The following is an 18,049-nucleotide window of genomic DNA, read 5'->3' as shown; positions in this document are numbered from 1 at the left end:
TTCAATTCCACAAGGTCTCTCCAAACGCCGCACGATAGATCGCAGCAATGTCGTCCCGCCCCGGGCGATGGTTCTGCCCGCCGCGGTGGCCGATCTTGATCGCCCCCATGACGGCAGCCAGGCGGCCGCTACGCTGCCAGTCCCAGTCATTGACCAGGCCATAGAGCAGGCCGGCGCGGTAGGCATCGCCACAACCGGTGGGATCGACGACGTCATCCACGCCGACCACGGGGACATGGATGCAGTCGCCGGTGGTATGGATCTGCGAACCCTCCGCGCCCAGCGTGACCACCAGCGCATCGACCTCGGCGGCAAGCTGCCCGATCGAGCGCCCGGTCTTGTCACACATCAGCCGCGCCTCGTAATCATTGACCGTGCAGTAGCGTGCCAGTTTCAGGCAATGCAGAAGCTCCTCGCCGGACAGGATGGGAAGCGCCTGGCCGGGATCGAAAACGAAGGGCACGCCCGCGTCGGCAAAGCCCTGCGCATGACGCAACATCCCATCGCGCCCGTCCGGCGCAACGATCCCGAGTTTCACCCCGACCGCATCCTGCACCCGATTGAGGTGGGAGTGCATCATCGCCCCGGGATGAAAAGCGGTGATCTGGTTGTCATCGACATCGGTGGTGATGAAGGCCTGGGCGGTGTAGGTGCCCGGCACGTGCCGGACGTGATCCTGGCGCAGGCCGAGCTCGTCCAGGCGCTGGCGGTAGGCGACCGCATCGTCGCCCACGGTGGCCATGATCAGCGGGTCGGCGCCGAGCAGGCGCAGGTTGTAGGCGATATTGCCGGCGCAGCCACCGAACTCGCGGCGCAGGTCCGGCACCAGGAAGGAAACATTCAGGATATGGATCTGCTCGGGCAGGATATGGTTCTTGAACCGGTCGTGAAACACCATGATGGTGTCGTAGGCCATCGAACCGCAGACGAGAATGGACATGGGAAACCCTGCAATCGGATAGAGCGCGGAATTATAGGCTGCGCCGGCGGCAACCGGGCGATGCTCCGCCAGCCGGGCGGGCGGGAATGAAGCCCGCCGGCCCTGGCCGGCGACGGCCCGGCGCGCGCCGTCCGTTCAGCCGGCTGCGCGCGCAACCGACGCCGTCGGGGCGAGACGGCTCTCGTGCGCCTGAACCACGTTCTCGACCACAGCGGCAAGCTCGCGGGCGATCACGCCCCAGTCCGCATCCACCACGCTGTCGCGCGCGTTGAGCGCAAGCGTTTGCCGCAGCCCGGCATCGCTGCCGACGCGCACCGCGGCATCGATGAAGCCGACGTCGTCGCCCAGCGCCGCCAGCCAACCGTTGTACCCCACCCTCACCCGCTCGGCCGCGGCCGCGTAGTCGAAGCCGATCACCGGCAAACCGCTGGCCAGAGCTTCGGTGGTCACGTTGCCGAAAGTCTCGGTCGTACTCGGAAACAGGAACAGGTCGGCAGACGCATAATGCGCGGCGAGGTCCTCTCCCCGCCGCATGCCGGCAAAAAGGTAGTCGGGATGAGCCGCCTGCAAGGCAGCGCGCGCCGGCCCATCGCCGACACACAGCAGGCGCGCATCCGGCACCCGACGCCGCAAGGCCTCGAAGGCCCGGACCGCGAGGCCCAGGTTTTTCTCCGGTGCCACCCGGCCGATCACGGCAACGACCAGCGTGCCCTCACCCGCACCCCACGCTGCGCGCAATCCGGCAGAGCGTCGCGTTGGCGCGAACAAGCGGGTATCGACGCCGCGCGCGACGACCTCGACCCGACGGATACCACGATTCATCAACTGGGCGGCCAGTTCGGCGGTCGGCGCCAGGCACAGCTCGCCCTTGTTGTGGAAGCGTCGCAGGTAGGCCTCCACCGGCTGCTTGAGCCAGCCCATGCCGTAGTAGCCGCTGTAGCTATGGAAGTTGGTGTGAAACTCGGTGATCACCGGCAGTCTGAGTCTGCGCGCCGCCGCCACGGCCGACCAGCCGAGCGGTCCCTCGGTGACCACCTGCACCACGTCCGGCCGGCGCAGCGACCACATCCGCTGCAGTGCGCTGCGCGCCGGCAACCCCATCTTCAGGTGGTTGTACTTCGGGATCGGCAAGCCGCGCGACAACACCTCCTCGAACCCGTCGGAACTTGCCGCTCGGTCATCTGCCCCCTGACGCGGACGGATGAGCTGTACGCAATGACCGAGGCCGAGCAGGCCCTCGACCACCCGCCCGGTCGTCATCGCCACCCCATTGACTTCGGGCGGATAGGTTTCGGTGACGACCGCGATGCGCAACTGGCGGGCAGCCCGGGCAAGATGCTGGAGGGAAAGTGGCACGTCCATGGACCCACATGCTGCGCCCCGCGCGCGACAGACCGATGACAGCAGAATGACGGATCGATGACGCAGGGCGGCTCGCCGGCGCCGCAGGATTCACGCCCCGACATCCGTACCCGGTGACCGCGCAGCGACCGATCGGGCCCGCCCGGCGCGTTCCATCGGACACGGCGAGCGCGCACTGCGGCGCCGGGTCCTTTATCATCGCGCCTCCAGCCCTATCCGGAGCACGCATGGACAACACGCCGACAGCAGCCGATGCCGCCTTCGATCTCGACCCGATCGAGGTTCGCGTTCTGGGAGTCCTGATCGAAAAAGCCTTCGTCACCCCCGACGCCTACCCGATGTCGCTCAACACCCTGCTCAATGGATGCAATCAGCTCACCGCACGTGAGCCGGTGATGTCGCTGGACGAGGCCGCCGTGCAGGACGCGATCGACAGCCTGATGGCACGCCGGCTGGTCTCCCGCCGCGACCAGGCCAGCGCCCGGGTGGCAAAGTACGAGCACCAGATCCGGCTCCGCCACTCGCTGCCGCCTCCTGAGCAGGCTGTGCTCGCCACTCTGCTGCTGCGCGGCGCACAGACCGCGGGCGAGATCCGCAACCGCTGCGAGCGCCTGCACCGGTTCGACGACATCGCCACCATCGAGTCCACGCTGGAGCACCTGGCGGAGAAATATCCGCCGATGGTCGCCAGCCTGCCGCGCGCGCCGGGCACCAAGGAGACCCGCTACATGCACCTGCTCGGTGGCGACGAACCGCTGCAGGCAGCGATCGAAGCCCAGGCGGCCGGGATACCGACGCCAGGCTACGGTCGCGGACGCAGTGCGGAACTCGAGGAAGAAGTGCGGCGCCTGCGCGAAGAGCTCGACGCCCTGAAGGCCGAGTTCGCCGACTTCCGCCGCCAGTTCGAGTAGGCGCGACCACGATGCTGATCCACCCTCAATTCGACCCGGTCGCGCTGTCACTCGGTCCGCTCAGCGTACGCTGGTACGGGCTGATGTATCTCGTCGCCTTCGTGCTGTTCGTCGTACTCGGCCGTGCCCACGCCCGACGCCGTCCCGAACTGGGCTGGAACGGCCAGGCGATCGATGACCTGCTGTTCTATGGCGTACTCGGGGTGATCATCGGTGGCCGCCTGGGCGAAGTGCTGTTCTTCCAGCCCGGCTATTACCTCGCTCACCCCGGCGAGATCCTTGCCATCTGGAAGGGAGGCATGAGTTTTCACGGCGGCTTCCTCGGCGTGCTGGCAGCGATGTGGTTATACGGGCGCAAGCATGGCAAGGGCTTCTGGCAGGTCACCGATTTCATCGCGCCGCTGGTACCCACCGGGCTCGCGGCCGGACGCATCGGCAACTTCATCAACGGCGAGCTGTGGGGCCGTCCGGTCGACGGCGAGCTGCCATGGGCAATGGTCTTCCCGTGGGTGGACGCGCTCCCCCGTCACCCCTCGCAGCTTTACCAGGCCGCCGGCGAAGGCGCGCTGCTGTTCCTGATCCTGTGGTTCTACGCCGCCAGCCCTCGCCCCTTGCGTGCGGTCTCGGCAGTATTTCTGATCGGCTACGGCACGTTGCGTTTCATTGCCGAATTTTTCCGCACGCCGGACCCGGGCATTTTCGGCACCCTGACCCTGGGCATCTCCACCGCGCAGTGGTTATGCATACCGATGATCGTGTTCGGTGCCGGCCTGCTGTTTCGCATCCGGGCGACCCGAGACAGGGCTTTGTAAGCCAAGAGGGGCTCACGCATCACCCGAACGCGATATGATCGGGGCAAACAGGAATCCAATCTGGAAGAAGTGAGTGAGTGAGTGAGCGTGATGTCAGCGACCGGCCTGGTGTCGAGAAGTCTGTCGAGAATGCGCGAGATCGTGGCCCAGGCGACCGGCAAGGCGCATGAGCCCTCGGAGAAGGTTCTCGAACGCATCCGCCGACAACTGGACGAATGTGCAGCTGGACTGGGTGGCGAAATATCCACCCGGCAACGTGCCGCGCGCCTTGCCGATACCTATCTGAAGCTGGACGACAGCGGTCGCCGGGCCATGCTGCGGATGATCGCGCTCGATTTCGGCCCCGACCCCGAAGCGATCGCGGCGGCACACAAGGCCTATCAGACAGCGGTCGGGACCGACCGTCAATGGGATGCCGAAGCCCGCCTGCGGGCCGCAATGCGTTCGCGCCGCATCCGCATCCTGACCCAGTTCAACGCCATCCCGCAGGGGGTCAAGTTTCTTGTTGACCTGCGGGCCGATCTGCTTCGTTTTCTGGCCGACGACCCGCTCCTGAAGCCACTCGACCGCGAACTCGAGGCCCGCCTCGGCGCCTGGTTCGACGTCGGCTTTCTCGAACTGGCGAGGATCACGTGGAATTCCCCCGCAGCCCTGCTCGAGCGGCTGGTCGAGTACGAAGCCGTGCATGAGATCCAGTCGTGGCAGGATCTGAAGAACCGGCTCGACTCGGACCGCCGCTGTTATGGCTTCTTCCACCCGCGCATGCCGCTCGAACCGCTGATCTTCGTCCAGGTGGCGCTCACCGAGGAACTGGCCGGCGACGTCCAGTTGCTGCTCGACGTCAACGCGCCGCTCGCCGACGCGAGCAAGGCCAACACCGCGATCTTCTATTCGATCAGCGCCACCCAGACCGGGCTGCGCGGGGTGTCGTTCGGCAACTTCCTGCTCAAACGGGTGGTGGACGACCTCCAGCGCGACTTCCCCAGGGTGCAGACCTTTGCCACCCTGTCGCCGATTCCCGGACTGGTACGGTGGGTCGGTCGCAATCCCGAAGCGCTTGCCGAGGCCATCACTGCCGCGGACTGGAAGCGATTCGCCGCCGCCGGCATCGACGGCCCCGAGTCACCGCTGCTGCTCGCCCTGCTCGAAGGCGGGGCGGACTGGGTGGATGACGACGCGATCTGCCAGGCGCTGCATGATCCGTTGCAGCGGCTTGCCGCACGTTACCTGACCGAGGCCCGACGCGATGACCAGCCGGTCGATCCGGTCGCGCGCTTTCACCTCGGCAATGGTGCCCGCATCGAGCGACTGAACTGGCTTGCCGACAAATCGACGAAGGGTTTCAAGCAGTCCTGGGGACTGATGGTCAATTACCTCTACGACCCCCACCGCATCGAGGCCAATCTTGAAGCGTTCGCCCGCGAGGGTCGGGTGGATACTTCGGCAGCGGTCAGGCGGCTGGCCCGACGCTGACCCCACGACCCGAGCACACTTCATGCGCATGCCTTTCCGGAACAGTTCGATACGGGCACGCCTGCTGCTCGCCAGCACGGCGGTCCAGGTCGTACTGTTGAGTCTGCTGCTGGCCAACAGCGTGCGCCTGATGAACGACGCCTCCACCGCCAGCCTTAGCACCCTGATCAACCAGAATGCAAGCATGCTGCATGCGATGGCCACCGCATACGGCGAACTGCAGAACTACGGCACCTTGCAGGACACCCTGGGAGAACTGCTGACCGACTCCAGCGAAGGACTGGTTTATGTCCGCATCGGCAGCGCCGACGGCGTACTGCTGCTGAGTGCCGGCCAGCCCGCCATGAAAACGCTTCCGCCCGCAACGGCGGAACTCGGCAAGGGACTCGGGCCCCTCCTCGACCACGCGGTCATCCATGTCCGACGACCGCTGCTGCTCCCGCGCAACGAAGTCGGTTTCCTCCAGTTCGGGGTGTCGGTCTCGGTACTGGCGGCCGCACGGCGTGCGATCATCGAACAGGGCGTGCTGATTGCGCTCATCGAGATCGTCATCACCTTCGTGCTCCTCTCCGGTATCGGCTACCTCCTCAGCAACAAGCTCGCCAGCCTGCTCGCGGGCAGCAAGGCGATTACCGAAGGGTTCCTCAGCCACCGGCTGCCCGACGAGGGCGAGGATGAGCTCGCGCGTCTCGCCCACCATTTCAACATCATGGCTTCGACCCTGCAGCAGCGGGTCTCCGAACTGCAGCAGACCGCCGATCGCCTGGAGGCGAGCGAGGAGCGCTACGCCCTTGCGATTCGGGGTGCCAACGATGGCCTGTGGGACTGGGACATCACCAACAACCGGACCTACTTCTCCCCCCGCTTCTGCGAACTGGTCGGGCTGCCACCCGGCACCACCGACACCGACGCCACGCCGTTCACCGAGCGGCTGCACCCGGACGATGCGCCCGGCTATCGGGCACGCATGGTGGAGCACCTCAAGGGCGACAAGCCGCAGTTCATGCTCGAACACCGCATCCGTCAGCCCGACGACAGCTACCGCTGGATCATGACCCGCGGCGTGGCGCAACGCGACGCCAGGGGACGGGCCACGCGGATGGCAGGCTCGATCAGCGACGTCCATCTGCGCAAACGCGCCGAACAGCAGTTGCTGCACGACGCCCTCCACGACGGCCTCACCGGACTCCCCAACCGGGCGCTGTTCATCGAGCACGTGCGTCTGGCGCTTGGCCAACAACGGCGGGACGACGCCTATCGCTTTGCGGTGCTCGCCGTCAACCTCGAACGTTTCCATCTGGTCAATGACAGCTATGGGCACGCCGCTGGCGACCATCTGCTGCGCAGCGTGGCCAACCACATCGTCGCCTCGCTCCGCGCCGGCGATCTCGCGGCGCGCGTCGGCGGCGACCAGTTTGCGGTGCTGCTCAACGGCATCGCGGACACGACCGAGGCCTTGCGCACGGCCGAGACGCTGCTGGAATTGCCCGCTTTCGACAGCGTGGGCGCGGGCCGAACCCTTCATCCGAAGTGCCGCATCGGCCTGGCAATGAGCGACAACGAACGCAACGACGCCGAAGCCCTGCTGCGCGATGCCGACAACGCGCTGCAGATGGCGCGCCAGTCGGAAAGCGGATCGGTCGAAGTCTTTCACGCGTCGATGCACACCCTCGCGCTCAACACGCTGCAGCTTGAGATCGACCTGCGCAGCGCCCTCACCACCGGCGCCCTGAGCGTGCACTATCAGCCGATCGTGGGCCTCGTCGGCCGCGCGATTGTCAGCTTCGAGGCGTTGGTACGCTGGCAGCATCCGGTGCACGGCATGCTGCCGCCGTCCCAGTTCATTCCGCTGGCGGAAACGCTCGACCTGATCCACGAACTCGGCCTCGTCGTGCTGCGCCGAACCTGCGAGGACATCCGCCGCTGGCAGCAGCGCGGGAACGGTGCTCCGACCCCGCCGGTCAGCGTCAATCTCTCGGCTCGACAGCTTTCCCGTCCCGGCCTCGCCGATGAACTGATTGCCACCGTTCACGCCCATGGCCTGGAACCGGGCCAGCTTCGTTTCGAGGTCACCGAGAGCGTGCTCGCGCGCCCCGACGGCCCCGCAATCGCCACCCTGCAGCGGCTGCGCAATGCCGGGATCAAGGTCCTGATCGACGACTTCGGCACCGGATACTCGGCGCTCAGTTACCTGCACACGATCCCGTGCGATGTCCTCAAACTGGACGGCAGCTTCGTCGGGGCCATCACCCACGACCTGCGCCTGCGCGCCATCGTCCGCCGCAGCATCGAACTGGCCCACGACCTTGGCATGTCGGTGGTCGCCGAGTGTATTGAAACCGAGGAGCAGGCAGCGACACTTGCCACCATGGGATGCGACTTCGGACAGGGCTACCTGTTCTCGCGACCGGTGTCGGCCGAAGCCGCCGCGCTACTCCTCACTCCCAGCCCCAAGGAAAAATCTTCATGACCAGACGCATGCTGGCACTCGGTGCCGCATTCCTGCTGATGGGTGCATCGACGCTCCGGGCGGAGCAGCCGAGCCTGCAAATCTCCGGGTTCGGCACAGTGGGAATGGTCGCGGTCAGCCAGTCGGACATCCGCTTCATCCGCGTCGGACTCGACCATCCCGGTGCGGAAACCCCCGACTTCGGCCCGGACACGGTCGTGGGCATCCAGGGCAATCTGGTGTTTTCACCCCGGACTGCGCTGGTCGCCCAAGTATTGAGCAGGGAAAGCCCCTTGGGCGACTACAACCCGCGCGCGAGCCTCGCCTTTCTCAGCCATAGTCTCGCGCCGGAGCTGACCGTCCGGGCCGGGCGCCTGCGTATTCCGTTCTTCATGCTGTCGGATTCGCTCGACATCAACTACGCCAACCCATGGATCCGTCCGCCAGTCGAGGTCTATGGCCTGAATCCGTTCTCCGATCTCGACGGTATCGACTTCCTGTTCCGCACCCGGATCGGCTCCGCAGACCTCGAGGTCCACCCTTACTTCGGCCGTAGCCGCATCCCCATCCACCGCGATGGGCGGGGACGGCTCGACCGGCTGATCGGGGTCAACCTGACCGTGACCACCGAGCACCTGACCCTCTTCGCCGGACACGGCGAATCGGACCTGGACCTGCGCTGGGGCGATCCCAACTTCACGCTGATGACGAGCGTGATGCCGCCCGAAGTCAACCGGGAACTGTCCGGCGATGACAGCTACGCGGCCTTCAGCGCGGTGGGCTTCCAGTGGGACGACGGCGACTGGCTCGTGATCGGCGAGTATGCGCGGCGCGAGGTCCGGCGTTACGTCAACAGCGCACATGGCTGGCACTTTACCGTCGGCCGCCATTTCGACAACCTGATGCCCTATCTGACCCTCGCTCGTCACACCGAGGACCGCCCGGTCGCCAAGGCGACGCTTCCACCGCCACTCGATGCCTTCCTCGATGGCTTCCTCGTGTCGCGCAATTCGGCCCAGCGCAGCATCACCCTCGGCACGCGCTGGGACTTTCGCCGCGACGCCGCGCTGAAGGTCGAACTCAGTCACATTCAGACCACGAGTCACAGCTGGGGCAGTTTCTTCCCGCGGGGCGATCCGGCCACCACCGACCTGCGCAACCGTTCAGTGAACATGCTGGGTGTTTCGCTCGATGTCACCTTCTAAACGACGGCGTCAGTTCCTTCTCCTCGTCTGGCCCTTCCTGTTTGCAGGGCCAGGATTCGTCGCGCACGCCGACGACATCGCGGAGGTCCACCTTGTCGGTGCGCGGGGCGGCCCGATCGCCGCGCTTACCCGTGACGAGGCCGAACAACTCTACCTCGGGCGCAAGACGACACTGGCCGATGGCACGCCGGTGGCCTTGATCGACCTGCCCGCAGGCCATACGCGCGACCGGATGTATTTTCTGCTCACCGGCAAGAATCCGATCCAGACTCGCGCCTACTGGTCGCGGCAGGTATTCACCGGCAGGGCAAAGCCGCCGCGCGAAGCCGTAAGCGCGGAACAGGCCATCAACTGGATCGCCACCACGCCGGGAACGATCGGCTACCTGCCCGCGAACCTCCTCGACAACCGCGTCCAGTCCCTCATCCGGCTGCCCTGACCCGGCGCTGCACACACGCGGAAAAACCATTGACGCAGCTTTGACCCTCTGGTTTAATGCAAATCATTCTTATTCGTGCAAGTATCCCGATGAGCGAGCCGATCTCCGAAAGCACCAGCCCTCCTCCTGCCGCCATGCGGACGGAGGAGCAAGGCTCGGTTCTTGCATGTGACGCAGAGCGCGGACACGTGATTGTGAGCAGCCAGTTGCTCGGGGGCAAACCCAGCGTCACCATCGACCACGACGGCGTGAACTACATCCTGCGCGCCACCCGCGCCGGCAAGCTGATCCTGACCAAATAGACCGCCATGAAGCGGAAAAATTGAGCGACGAGGCTAAACTATGTATGTCTGTGTCTGCAACGCAGTGACCGAGCGCCACATCGACGAAGCAGTCCGCAACGGCCTCTCCACCCTGCGCCACCTGCGCGAGGAACTCGGAGTCACGGCCGAATGCGGCCGCTGCGCGGTGTGCGCGCGCGATTGTCTGCGCGCCGCGCTCGGCGAGTCGGCAACGGACTGCACCGCGACGCCCCCCAGGGGTCCGCGCACCTCGTTCCCAATCGCTGTGGAGGCCATATGAAAGGCGACAAGAAAGTCATCCAGCTTTTGAACAAGCAGCTGACGATCGAGCTGACCGCGATCAACCAGTATTTCCTGCATGCGCGCATGTACAAGAACTGGGGCCTGGGCAAGCTGGGCAAGCACGAATACGAAGAGTCGATCGAGGAAATGAAGCACGCGGACAAGCTGATCGAACGCGTACTGTTCCTGGAAGGCCTGCCGAACCTGCAGAATCTGGACAAGCTGCTGATCGGCGAGAACGTGCCCGAATGCCTGCAGGGCGACCTCAAGCTCGAGCTCGGCGGACGCACCGCGCTGATCGAAGCCGTTGCCTACTGTGAGTCCTGTAAGGACTACGTGTCGCGCGAGTTGTTCGAACACATCCTCGAAGACACGGAAGAACACATCGACTATCTCGAAACACAGCTCGAACTGGTCGACAAGGTGGGTCTGCAGAACTACCTGCAATCCCAGATGGATCACTCCGCATCGTGAACGGCGCCGGGGGCAGGCCGCGCGTCATGTGACAAGGACTATCGATCATGCGCTTCGTTCCACCTCCACAGTATTCCGACTCTGCACTCCACACCCCTCAGCGTCCGGCGCGCCAGACCGGGCGCTTTGTCGTCTATGTCACAATCGCAGCGTTATTGATGTATGCAGCCATCGGCCCGACGACGGGTTAGCACGGCGTAGCGCGGCTGCACCAGCAAGTTGCACCGAGATCCTGACAACCCGACTGGCACTGGTTCCGACTTCCCCCTCACAATGCACGCTGCATCCAACGCACTCCCGCTGCCAAGCTCCACGTTCATGGACAGCCCTTCCCCGACAGCCCCACTTCGAGCTGACGCGCAAACCGTCGTCGACGCTACCGGCCAGACGCCTGCGCGGGGCTGGGAGCGGCGTGGCGTGGCGGTCCTGGTCGTGGCACTGCACGCAGCCGGACTGCTGGCGATGATTCATTTCGGTCCCCGGGTCACGATCGAGCCGGAGATCCGTCCGATCGAGATCTCGTTCATCCCGCTCGAGGCACCGCCCCAGCCGGAAGCGCCGCCGCCGCCTGCGCCGAAGCCACCGGAGCAAGTGCAGAAGCCCACGCCGCCGAAGCCGCCGGAGCAAGTCCAGAAGCCTCCGCCGCCGAAACCGCGGCCGGTGCGCAAGCCCCCGCCGCCCAAGGCCGCCCCGGCCAAGCCGGCGGAGCCGGTGCTTACCCCGTCCGCCACCGCCCTCGCCAGCAGCGAGCCCGAGCCGGCCCCCGCCATCGCCGAGCCGCCGCCGGCTGCACCCGCACCGGCGCCCGCTGCGGCTCCCCCCGCCCCGGCGGCACCGGCACCAGCAGCGGTCGTCGCCGCCCGTTTCGACGCCGACTACCTCAACAATCCCGCCCCGGCCTATCCGCCGCTGTCGCGAAGGATGCGCGAGGAAGGCAAGGTCATGCTACGTGTGCTGGTCACGACGGACGGACTGCCGGGCAGCATCGAGGTCGCGCGCAGTTCGGGCTCCGAACGCCTCGATGATGCCGCGCGCAATGCCGTCCGGCGCTGGCGCTTCGTTCCCGCGCGCCAGGGCGAGCGCGCGATCGAAGCCTCCGTGCTGGTCCCGATCATATTCAAACTCGAAGGAAACTGAGCATGGAAACCCAAGCCTTCGGTCTTGCCCACTTGTGGACGCAGTCCGATTTCGTCATCCGGGCGGTCGCCGCCATCCTGCTGCTGATGTCGATCACCAGCTGGTACCTGATCCTGGTTCGCACGCTGCGTCAGGTGCGCGCACGCCGCAGCGAGGATGCGGTGGATGCCTTCTGGGCCGCGCCAAACCTGAACGCAGGCCTGCAGCGCCTGCGCGAACGAGCGCCGGACACCCCCTTCGAGCAACTCGCCCGCCAGGGCGCGGCGGCAACCGACCATCTGCGCCAGCACGGCAATCGCGAAACGCTGGGCGGCACACTCGACGCCGACGAGTTCGTGACCCGCGCGCTGCGCAAGTCGATCGCGATGTCGACTTCCAGGCTTGAATCGGGCCTCACCATGCTGGCCTCGATCGGCTCCACCGCGCCCTTCGTCGGGCTGTTCGGGACCGTGTGGGGTATCTACCATGCGCTGGTGAACATCTCGGTTTCCGGCCAGGCCACACTGGACAAGGTCGCCGGCCCGGTGGGCGAAGCCCTGATCATGACCGCCTTCGGCCTGTTCGTCGCCATTCCGGCAGTACTGGCCTACAACGCCTTCACCCGCGCAAACCGGGTGGAGCTGTCCGAGCTGGACGCGTTCGCCCATGACCTCCACGCCTGGTTCTCGACCGGCGCCCGCATTGCCCCGCTCGAAGCACACGGCAATGGTGGGCAGGCCGCGGTACGCCTGGCTTCGCCGGAGACTGCGTGATGGCCTTCGGCGGCTTCAGTCAGGGCAACGAACGCATGCCGACCAGCGAGATCAACATGGTTCCGCTGATCGACGTGATGCTGGTGCTGTTGATCGTGTTCATGATCACCGCCCCGCTGCTGACCCACTCGGTCAAGATCGACCTCCCCAAGGCGGCCAGTCAGCCCAACGTCGAGAAGCCGGAAACGGTCGCACTCGCACTCGATGCGGACGGGAGAATGTACTGGAACAACGAGGCCCTGGCGGAGGACGTGTTGAGATCCCGCCTGCGCGAGGCCGCCGCACGGACCCCGCAGCCCGAACTCCATCTGCGCGCCGACCACAACACCCGTTACCAGAAACTGGCCGAGGTGATGTCTGCCGCGCGGGAAGCGGGAATCGAGAAGATGGGGTTCATCACCGTCCCCACCGAGTAGCTCCGGACGCCACGCGGCGGCCCGACCGCCTCGGTTCCAGCCCGCTGCCGGATCACGCGCGGTAGCAGCCGGCGCGTCGGCCTGCTTACTTGTCGAACGGCGTCGGCGGCGGGGTCGTGTTCGACGAGGGCGGCAGCAGCGGCATCGTGAACGAGGGCTGGTCGCCGGTCAGCGTCTTCAGGAAGGCAACGATGTCGCCGATTTCTTCCTGCGAGTACTTGCGCCCGAGTTGCAGCCTGCCCATAACATCCACCGCCTGTTCCAGCGTCTGCGCCTGACCGTCGTGGAAGTACGGATAGGTGAGCTCGACATTGCGCAGGGTCGGCACCTTGAAGTTGAAACGGTCCTCGTCCTTGCCGGTCACGCCCGCACGGCCTTCGGCACCGCTCGCCGTCTTGTACGGCTCGACCACGCCCATTTTCTGGAATGAGGTCCCACCCACTGCCGGTCCGTTGTGGCAGGCGACACAGCCGCTGTCCTTGAACAGCTTGTAGCCGGCCAGTTCGCGCGTGTTGAGCGCCTTGTCGTCACCCTCGAGCCATTGGTCGAACGCAGCGTTCGGGGTAACCAGCGTCTCCTCGAAGGCGGCAATCGCCGATGTCACCTTGTCGATGTCGACCCGGCTCGAACCGTACACCGACTTGAACTCCGCCACATAGCCCGGGATCGACTGCAACACGTCGATCGCAAGATCGTGGGTGAACGCCATTTCGCCCGGGTTGGCGATCGGACCGCCGGCCTGCTCCTTGAGGGTCGCCGCGCGGCCGTCCCAGAACTGTGCCACCGCAAGACTGGAGTTCAGCACCGTCGGCGAGTTGATCGGACCTTCCTGCCAGTGGTGGCCGATCGAAGTCTTGAGATTGTCGGAACCGCCCATCGACAGGTTGTGACAGGAGTTGCACGAGATGAACCCGGAGCGTGACAGGCGCGGATCGAAGAACAGCTTCTTGCCCAGTTCGACCTTGCCCGGGTTGGTGACCCTGGCCGCCTGCAAGGGCTGGATGGGTTCGTCCCGCACCGTTGCCGCCCAGGAACTGCCGGCCACAGCCAATGCCATCGTGATGCCGATCGCCTTCATGTTCATGTCGCTCTCCTTGCCTTACGTAAAATTCGACTCGATCGCCGCTGCCACTAGACCGACGTAGACGGCGTCCAAGCTTGAAGCAGGATTGAGCGCCCGATGCGGAATCAATTTTTTGATCTGGATCATGAAAAGGACAAACGCACATGCCGTTGTCAACTCCATCGCCGCGTACCTGCGGCCCGAACCGGGGGAACGGATACGGGTTTCGGATGACAGCCTGCTCGCACTGCCCCTCGAAATCGTTGACATACAAACGCAAATCATTAGCATTTGCACACCCAATACTCCAGTGCCCCCATGCTTAACACCCTGATTGCCTCAGCCCGCGTCGCGACACTCGCATGCATGGCGCTCCTTGCCACCCCGACCCAGGCCGCCGCCCCCACCAACCGGGCGGTCCTCGAGAACTATGCCGAACTGGTCGGGACGGCCTATGCCGACACGGTGTCGAGCGTCCGCGAGCTGAGAGACGCCGTTCGGGCCTTCGTCGCGGCCCCCTCCGCCGACGGCCTCGAGCAAGCACGCAGGGCCTGGCTGGAAGCGCGCGAGTGGTATGGCCAGACCGAGGCCTTCCGCTTCTATGGCGGGCCGATCGACGGCGATAATGGCCCCGAGGGGCTGATCAACGCCTGGCCACTGGACGAGGCCTATATCGACCGTGTCGACGGCAATCCCACTGCCGGCATCATCAACGACCGCAAGGACAAGATCACGGCCAAGCGTCTTGCCGTGCTCAACGAACGTGGCGGCGAGGAGAATGTCGCCACCGGCTGGCATGCGATCGAGTTTCTGCTGTGGGGCCAGGACCGGTCGGACACCGGTCCGGGCGCGCGCGAATACGCCGACTACGTCGACGGCCAGGCGCCGAACGCGGACCGGCGCCGGATCTACCTCGTTACCACCACCGACATGCTGGTCAATGAACTCGAAGGCGTGGCCAGGGCCTGGGCCCCGAAGGGCAAGAACTATCGTGCGCGCTTCGTCGCCAGCGGTGAACAAGGCATCCAGCGCATCCTCACCGGCCTCGGCACCCTGTCGCGCGGCGAGCTCGCCGGCGAGCGGATGGAGGTTGCGATGGACACCCAGGACCAGGAAGACGAACACTCCTGCTTCTCCGACAACACCCATCGCGACATCGTCGCCAATGCCCGTGGCATTCTTAACGTATGGGAAGGCCGCTACCGGGCGCGTGATGGCCGCACGGTCGAAGGCGCCAGCCTGAAAGAGCTGGTCGCGGCAAAGAATCCGGGGGTCGCAAGCACCGTGAGCACCGACATCGCCGCAAGCGTGGGCCTGGCCGAGTCGATCCAGGCGCCCTTCGACCGCGAGATCGTCGGCAACGACGATAGCCCGGGCCGCAAGCGCGTCCAGGCGGTGATCGACGCCCTCAAGAAGCAGACCGACGGTCTGGTCGAGGCCGCCCGCGCACTGGGCATCACCCGTCTCAACACCAGCGTCTGATCGCCGTCCGGCACCGTCCTACCGCTCCAGCCAGACCCGGAGCCCTCGGCGCCGGGTCGCGCCAGGAATCCCGAATGACCTTCCCCTCCCTGCCTTGCACCCGGCGTCCCCCCGTCCGCCTGCTGAGCCTGATCGCCCTGCTGGCCGTGTCCACCGCGGCCGAACCGACAGCGTCCGGCCACCTGCCCGGCGGCCACGTCGCCATGATCGACGACCACGGCAGGAACGCATTCTCGCTGCCGGCCCCCGGCCTCAGTGACGCGCAGAAGACCACCTTCGTCATCGGCAACTCCTTTTTCAAGAAGGCCTGGGTGGCGGCGCCCGCGTCCACCACCGCCCGCGACGGCCTCGGCCCCCACTTCATCGCCCGCTCCTGCGGAGCCTGTCATGCGCTCGACGGCCGCGGCGCGCCCCCGGAGATCGCGGATGGGCGCAACGTCGAGCAACCGATGGCGCTGCTGATGCGGCTGTCGATCCCCGGCCGGGATGCGCGCGGCGGCCCGCGCCCGGAACCGACCTACGGCGGCCAGTTCAACAACGACGCCACTCCCGGTGTCACCCCCGAAGGCCGGGTCGACATCCGCTACCAGGAGATCGCGGGCAGTTATGCCGACGGCGAAACCTACTCGCTGCGCAAGCCGACCTATACGCTGACCGGACTCGGCTATGGTGACCTCCATCCGGCAACCCTGATCTCGCCCCGCATCGCGCCCCAGGTCATCGGCCTCGGCTTGCTCGAAGCGATCCCCGAGGCGGACATCCTCGCCCATGCCGAGCGCCAGAAGGCCGAGGGCAGGGGCATCGCCGGCCGGCCCAACCGGGTCTGGGATGCCGCCGCCGGGCGCATGCTCGTCGGCCGCTTCGGATGGAAGGCCAATGTCGCCAGCGTGGCCCACCAGAGTGCGGGGGCCTTCCATGGCGACATCGGCATCACCTCGCGCCTTTTTCCCGAGCAGGACTGCACGCCGACGCAAGCCGACTGTCTTGCGGCCATTGCCGGCGGCACACCCGAAATCGACGACCGCCGTCTCGGTCAGGTCATCTTCTACACCCAGACCCTTGCCGTGCCCACGCGGCGCCAACCCGATGCACCGCAGGTCCTGCGCGGCGAGGCCCTGTTCCACGCCGGCCAGTGCGCGAGCTGCCATGTACCGGGACACACAACGGGGCCCCATCCGGATGTTCCTCAGTTTGCCGGCCAGACAATCTGGCCGTACACCGACCTGCTGGTGCACGACATGGGTGAAGGCCTGGCCGACGGTCGCCCCGACTTCGATGCCGATGGCCGCCAGTGGCGCACACCTCCGCTGTGGGGGCTCGGTCTGGTTCCCACCGTCAACGGTCACGGCACCCTGCTGCACGACGGCCGTGCGCGCAACTTCGCCGAAGCGGTCCTGTGGCACGGCGGAGAGGCGGAGGCCAGCCGCGAGTTCTTCCGCACCCTGCCCCGATCGGATCGCACTGCGCTGATCCGCTTCCTCGAGTCCCTGTGAGTCCGCCCGCCGTGCCTGCGACCCCGAACGTCCTGCTCGCCCTGCTGTTCGCGCCGCTGATGGCAGCCGCCGCGGCTGCCGCGGAGGCGCCCGCTCCGATCGTCCCCGACCGTGCGTTCGCACGGGCATGGACCGAGCACGGCTACGTCGATCGCCATCGGCGCCTGGTCCGCGCGGCCGAGGACCTCGAAGCGGCCACCACCCGCTTCTGTGCCGCCCCGGACGCGGCAGGTCTGGACGCAGTGCAAGGCCGTTGGGCGACCGTCTTTCTCGCCTGGCGCCGGGTGGACGGCGCCGGTGCCGCGCCGACCGTGATCGCACGCACCGGCCGCATGATCGACTTCCGCCCCGCCCGCGTGCGCGACGTGGAGACCCGCATCGCCCGCGGCGACGGCCCCGGCCCGAACAACGTGGCGGTCCGCGGCCTCGGCACCCTCGAATACCTCCTGTTCGGCGACGCCGCGCCGGATCCTCTCGAACGCCTGCGCCAGCCCGTCCGCTGTGCCTACGCCAGCGCCACTGCAGCCCTGCTCGCAGCCGACGTGCGTGCCGTCGACACCGGCTGGCAGCAACAGCTCGAGCGGCTCGGTGGCGAGACCGATCTGCCGCGCCGCAACCTGCTCGCGGAGAACATCGGCCTGATGATCTCCGGCCTGGACGGTGCGCTGAGCCGCTTCCCCAAGGTCCGCGACGCCCGGCGCGAAGCCTGGCCGGACTGGCGCTCGGGCGCGACCCGTGCCGCGATCGGCGCCCAGCTCGAAGGCTTTGCCCAGGCGTGGTCGGGCACCATCGACGCCAGCCCCCGGGCAGACGCGAGCCTGGCGGCGTGGATGGCACGTCAGGGTCATCACGACGCGGTGGACCGGGTCGACGCCGCGCTCGACCGCGCCCGCAAGGCATGGCAAGCCCTGCCCGCACGAGTGGACGCCCCTGCCGCCGATGCTGCCCGCCAGCGTTTCAGCGCGGCCGTGGCCGCACTCAAGGCCGCGATGGAGCGCGATGTCGCCGCGCCCCTCGGCGTGGTGCTGGGCTTCAACGACAACGACGGCGACTGAGC

18 protein-coding genes are annotated in these 18,049 nt (G+C 66.5%); 15 read left to right on the top strand and 3 right to left on the bottom strand.

What is annotated here, in order from left to right:
- Position 1: 1 nt before the first annotated feature.
- Both AC3A35_RS01200 and AC3A35_RS01195 read right to left on the bottom strand, forming a co-directional pair.
- Positions 2-940, bottom strand: coding sequence for a carbohydrate kinase family protein (locus tag AC3A35_RS01200; RefSeq protein ID WP_487433983.1), 939 nt, complete (start codon positions 938-940; stop codon positions 2-4).
- A 135-nt stretch (positions 941-1,075) separates the two neighbouring features.
- Positions 1,076-2,302, bottom strand: coding sequence for a glycosyltransferase family 4 protein (locus tag AC3A35_RS01195; protein ID WP_487433982.1), 1,227 nt, complete (start codon positions 2,300-2,302; stop codon positions 1,076-1,078).
- Positions 2,303-2,529: 227 nt separating this feature from the next.
- Here AC3A35_RS01195 and AC3A35_RS01190 point away from each other — a divergent pair, with 227 nt between their 5' ends.
- The 12 genes from AC3A35_RS01190 (at position 2,530) to AC3A35_RS01135 (ending at position 12,954) form a co-directional block, all read left to right on the top strand.
- Positions 2,530-3,213, top strand: a complete 684-nt coding sequence (locus tag AC3A35_RS01190) for a YceH family protein (protein WP_487433981.1) — start codon at positions 2,530-2,532, stop codon at positions 3,211-3,213.
- Positions 3,214-3,224: 11 nt separating this feature from the next.
- The gene (gene lgt / locus AC3A35_RS01185) at positions 3,225-4,025 is read left to right on the top strand and encodes a prolipoprotein diacylglyceryl transferase (protein WP_487433980.1); all 801 of its coding nucleotides are present in this window, start codon (positions 3,225-3,227) and stop codon (positions 4,023-4,025) included.
- A gap of 90 nt (positions 4,026-4,115) precedes the next feature.
- Entirely contained in the window at positions 4,116-5,498 is a 1,383-nt protein-coding gene (locus AC3A35_RS01180) for a malonyl-CoA decarboxylase (protein ID WP_487434697.1), read from the top strand.
- A 22-nt stretch (positions 5,499-5,520) separates the two neighbouring features.
- Positions 5,521-7,968 (top strand): EAL domain-containing protein, encoded by a 2,448-nt coding sequence (locus AC3A35_RS01175; RefSeq protein ID WP_487433979.1) that lies wholly within the window; start codon positions 5,521-5,523, stop codon positions 7,966-7,968.
- A complete protein-coding gene (locus AC3A35_RS01170) occupies positions 7,965-9,152 on the top strand; it encodes a hypothetical protein (protein WP_487433978.1) in 1,188 nt (395 codons plus the stop codon). Before AC3A35_RS01175 ends, AC3A35_RS01170 begins: the two co-directional genes overlap by 4 nt.
- On the top strand, positions 9,139-9,591 hold the full coding sequence (locus AC3A35_RS01165; protein WP_487433977.1) for a hypothetical protein: 453 nt from the start codon (positions 9,139-9,141) through the stop codon (positions 9,589-9,591). Before AC3A35_RS01170 ends, AC3A35_RS01165 begins: the two co-directional genes overlap by 14 nt.
- A gap of 188 nt (positions 9,592-9,779) precedes the next feature.
- A complete protein-coding gene (gene hemP / locus AC3A35_RS01160; RefSeq protein WP_487433976.1) occupies positions 9,780-9,893 on the top strand; it encodes a hemin uptake protein HemP in 114 nt (37 codons plus the stop codon).
- A gap of 40 nt (positions 9,894-9,933) precedes the next feature.
- A complete protein-coding gene (locus AC3A35_RS01155) occupies positions 9,934-10,173 on the top strand; it encodes a (2Fe-2S)-binding protein (protein WP_487433975.1) in 240 nt (79 codons plus the stop codon).
- Complete coding sequence (gene bfr, locus AC3A35_RS01150) at positions 10,170-10,649, top strand: bacterioferritin (RefSeq protein WP_487433974.1); 480 nt, start codon at positions 10,170-10,172, stop codon at positions 10,647-10,649. The genes AC3A35_RS01155 and bfr overlap by 4 nt, the downstream gene beginning before the upstream one ends.
- A 417-nt stretch (positions 10,650-11,066) precedes the next feature.
- On the top strand, positions 11,067-11,786 hold the full coding sequence (locus tag AC3A35_RS01145) for an energy transducer TonB (protein ID WP_487433973.1): 720 nt from the start codon (positions 11,067-11,069) through the stop codon (positions 11,784-11,786).
- 2 nt (positions 11,787-11,788) lie between these two features.
- Positions 11,789-12,538 carry a MotA/TolQ/ExbB proton channel family protein gene (locus tag AC3A35_RS01140; protein WP_487433972.1) on the top strand — a complete coding sequence of 250 codons (750 nt, stop codon included), beginning with the start codon at positions 11,789-11,791 and terminating at the stop codon, positions 12,536-12,538.
- Positions 12,538-12,954: an ExbD/TolR family protein gene (locus AC3A35_RS01135; protein ID WP_487434696.1), complete on the top strand. Its 417-nt coding sequence runs from the start codon at positions 12,538-12,540 to the stop codon at positions 12,952-12,954. The genes AC3A35_RS01140 and AC3A35_RS01135 overlap by 1 nt, the downstream gene beginning before the upstream one ends.
- 85 nt (positions 12,955-13,039) lie before the next feature.
- On the opposite strand, the gene AC3A35_RS01130 is transcribed toward AC3A35_RS01135, so the two are convergent.
- The gene (locus AC3A35_RS01130) at positions 13,040-14,038 is read right to left on the bottom strand and encodes a cytochrome-c peroxidase (RefSeq protein WP_487433971.1); all 999 of its coding nucleotides are present in this window, start codon (positions 14,036-14,038) and stop codon (positions 13,040-13,042) included.
- Between the two features lie 297 nt (positions 14,039-14,335).
- On the opposite strand from AC3A35_RS01130, the gene AC3A35_RS01125 reads away from it, so the two are divergent.
- The 3 genes from AC3A35_RS01125 (at position 14,336) to AC3A35_RS01115 (ending at position 18,047) form a co-directional block, all read left to right on the top strand.
- Positions 14,336-15,499: an imelysin family protein gene (locus AC3A35_RS01125; RefSeq protein ID WP_487433970.1), complete on the top strand. Its 1,164-nt coding sequence runs from the start codon at positions 14,336-14,338 to the stop codon at positions 15,497-15,499.
- A gap of 74 nt (positions 15,500-15,573) precedes the next feature.
- Positions 15,574-16,992 carry a di-heme oxidoreductase family protein gene (locus tag AC3A35_RS01120; RefSeq protein ID WP_487433969.1) on the top strand — a complete coding sequence of 473 codons (1,419 nt, stop codon included), beginning with the start codon at positions 15,574-15,576 and terminating at the stop codon, positions 16,990-16,992.
- Complete coding sequence (locus AC3A35_RS01115; protein ID WP_487433968.1) at positions 16,989-18,047, top strand: imelysin family protein; 1,059 nt, start codon at positions 16,989-16,991, stop codon at positions 18,045-18,047. Before AC3A35_RS01120 ends, AC3A35_RS01115 begins: the two co-directional genes overlap by 4 nt.
- Positions 18,048-18,049: the final 2 nt, after the last annotated feature.

The sequence above is a fragment of the Azoarcus sp. Soil_N_20 genome (genome assembly GCF_057656155.1).
Note: the sequence above shows the minus strand (reverse complement) of the source record. Positions and strands in the feature narration are given on the sequence as shown.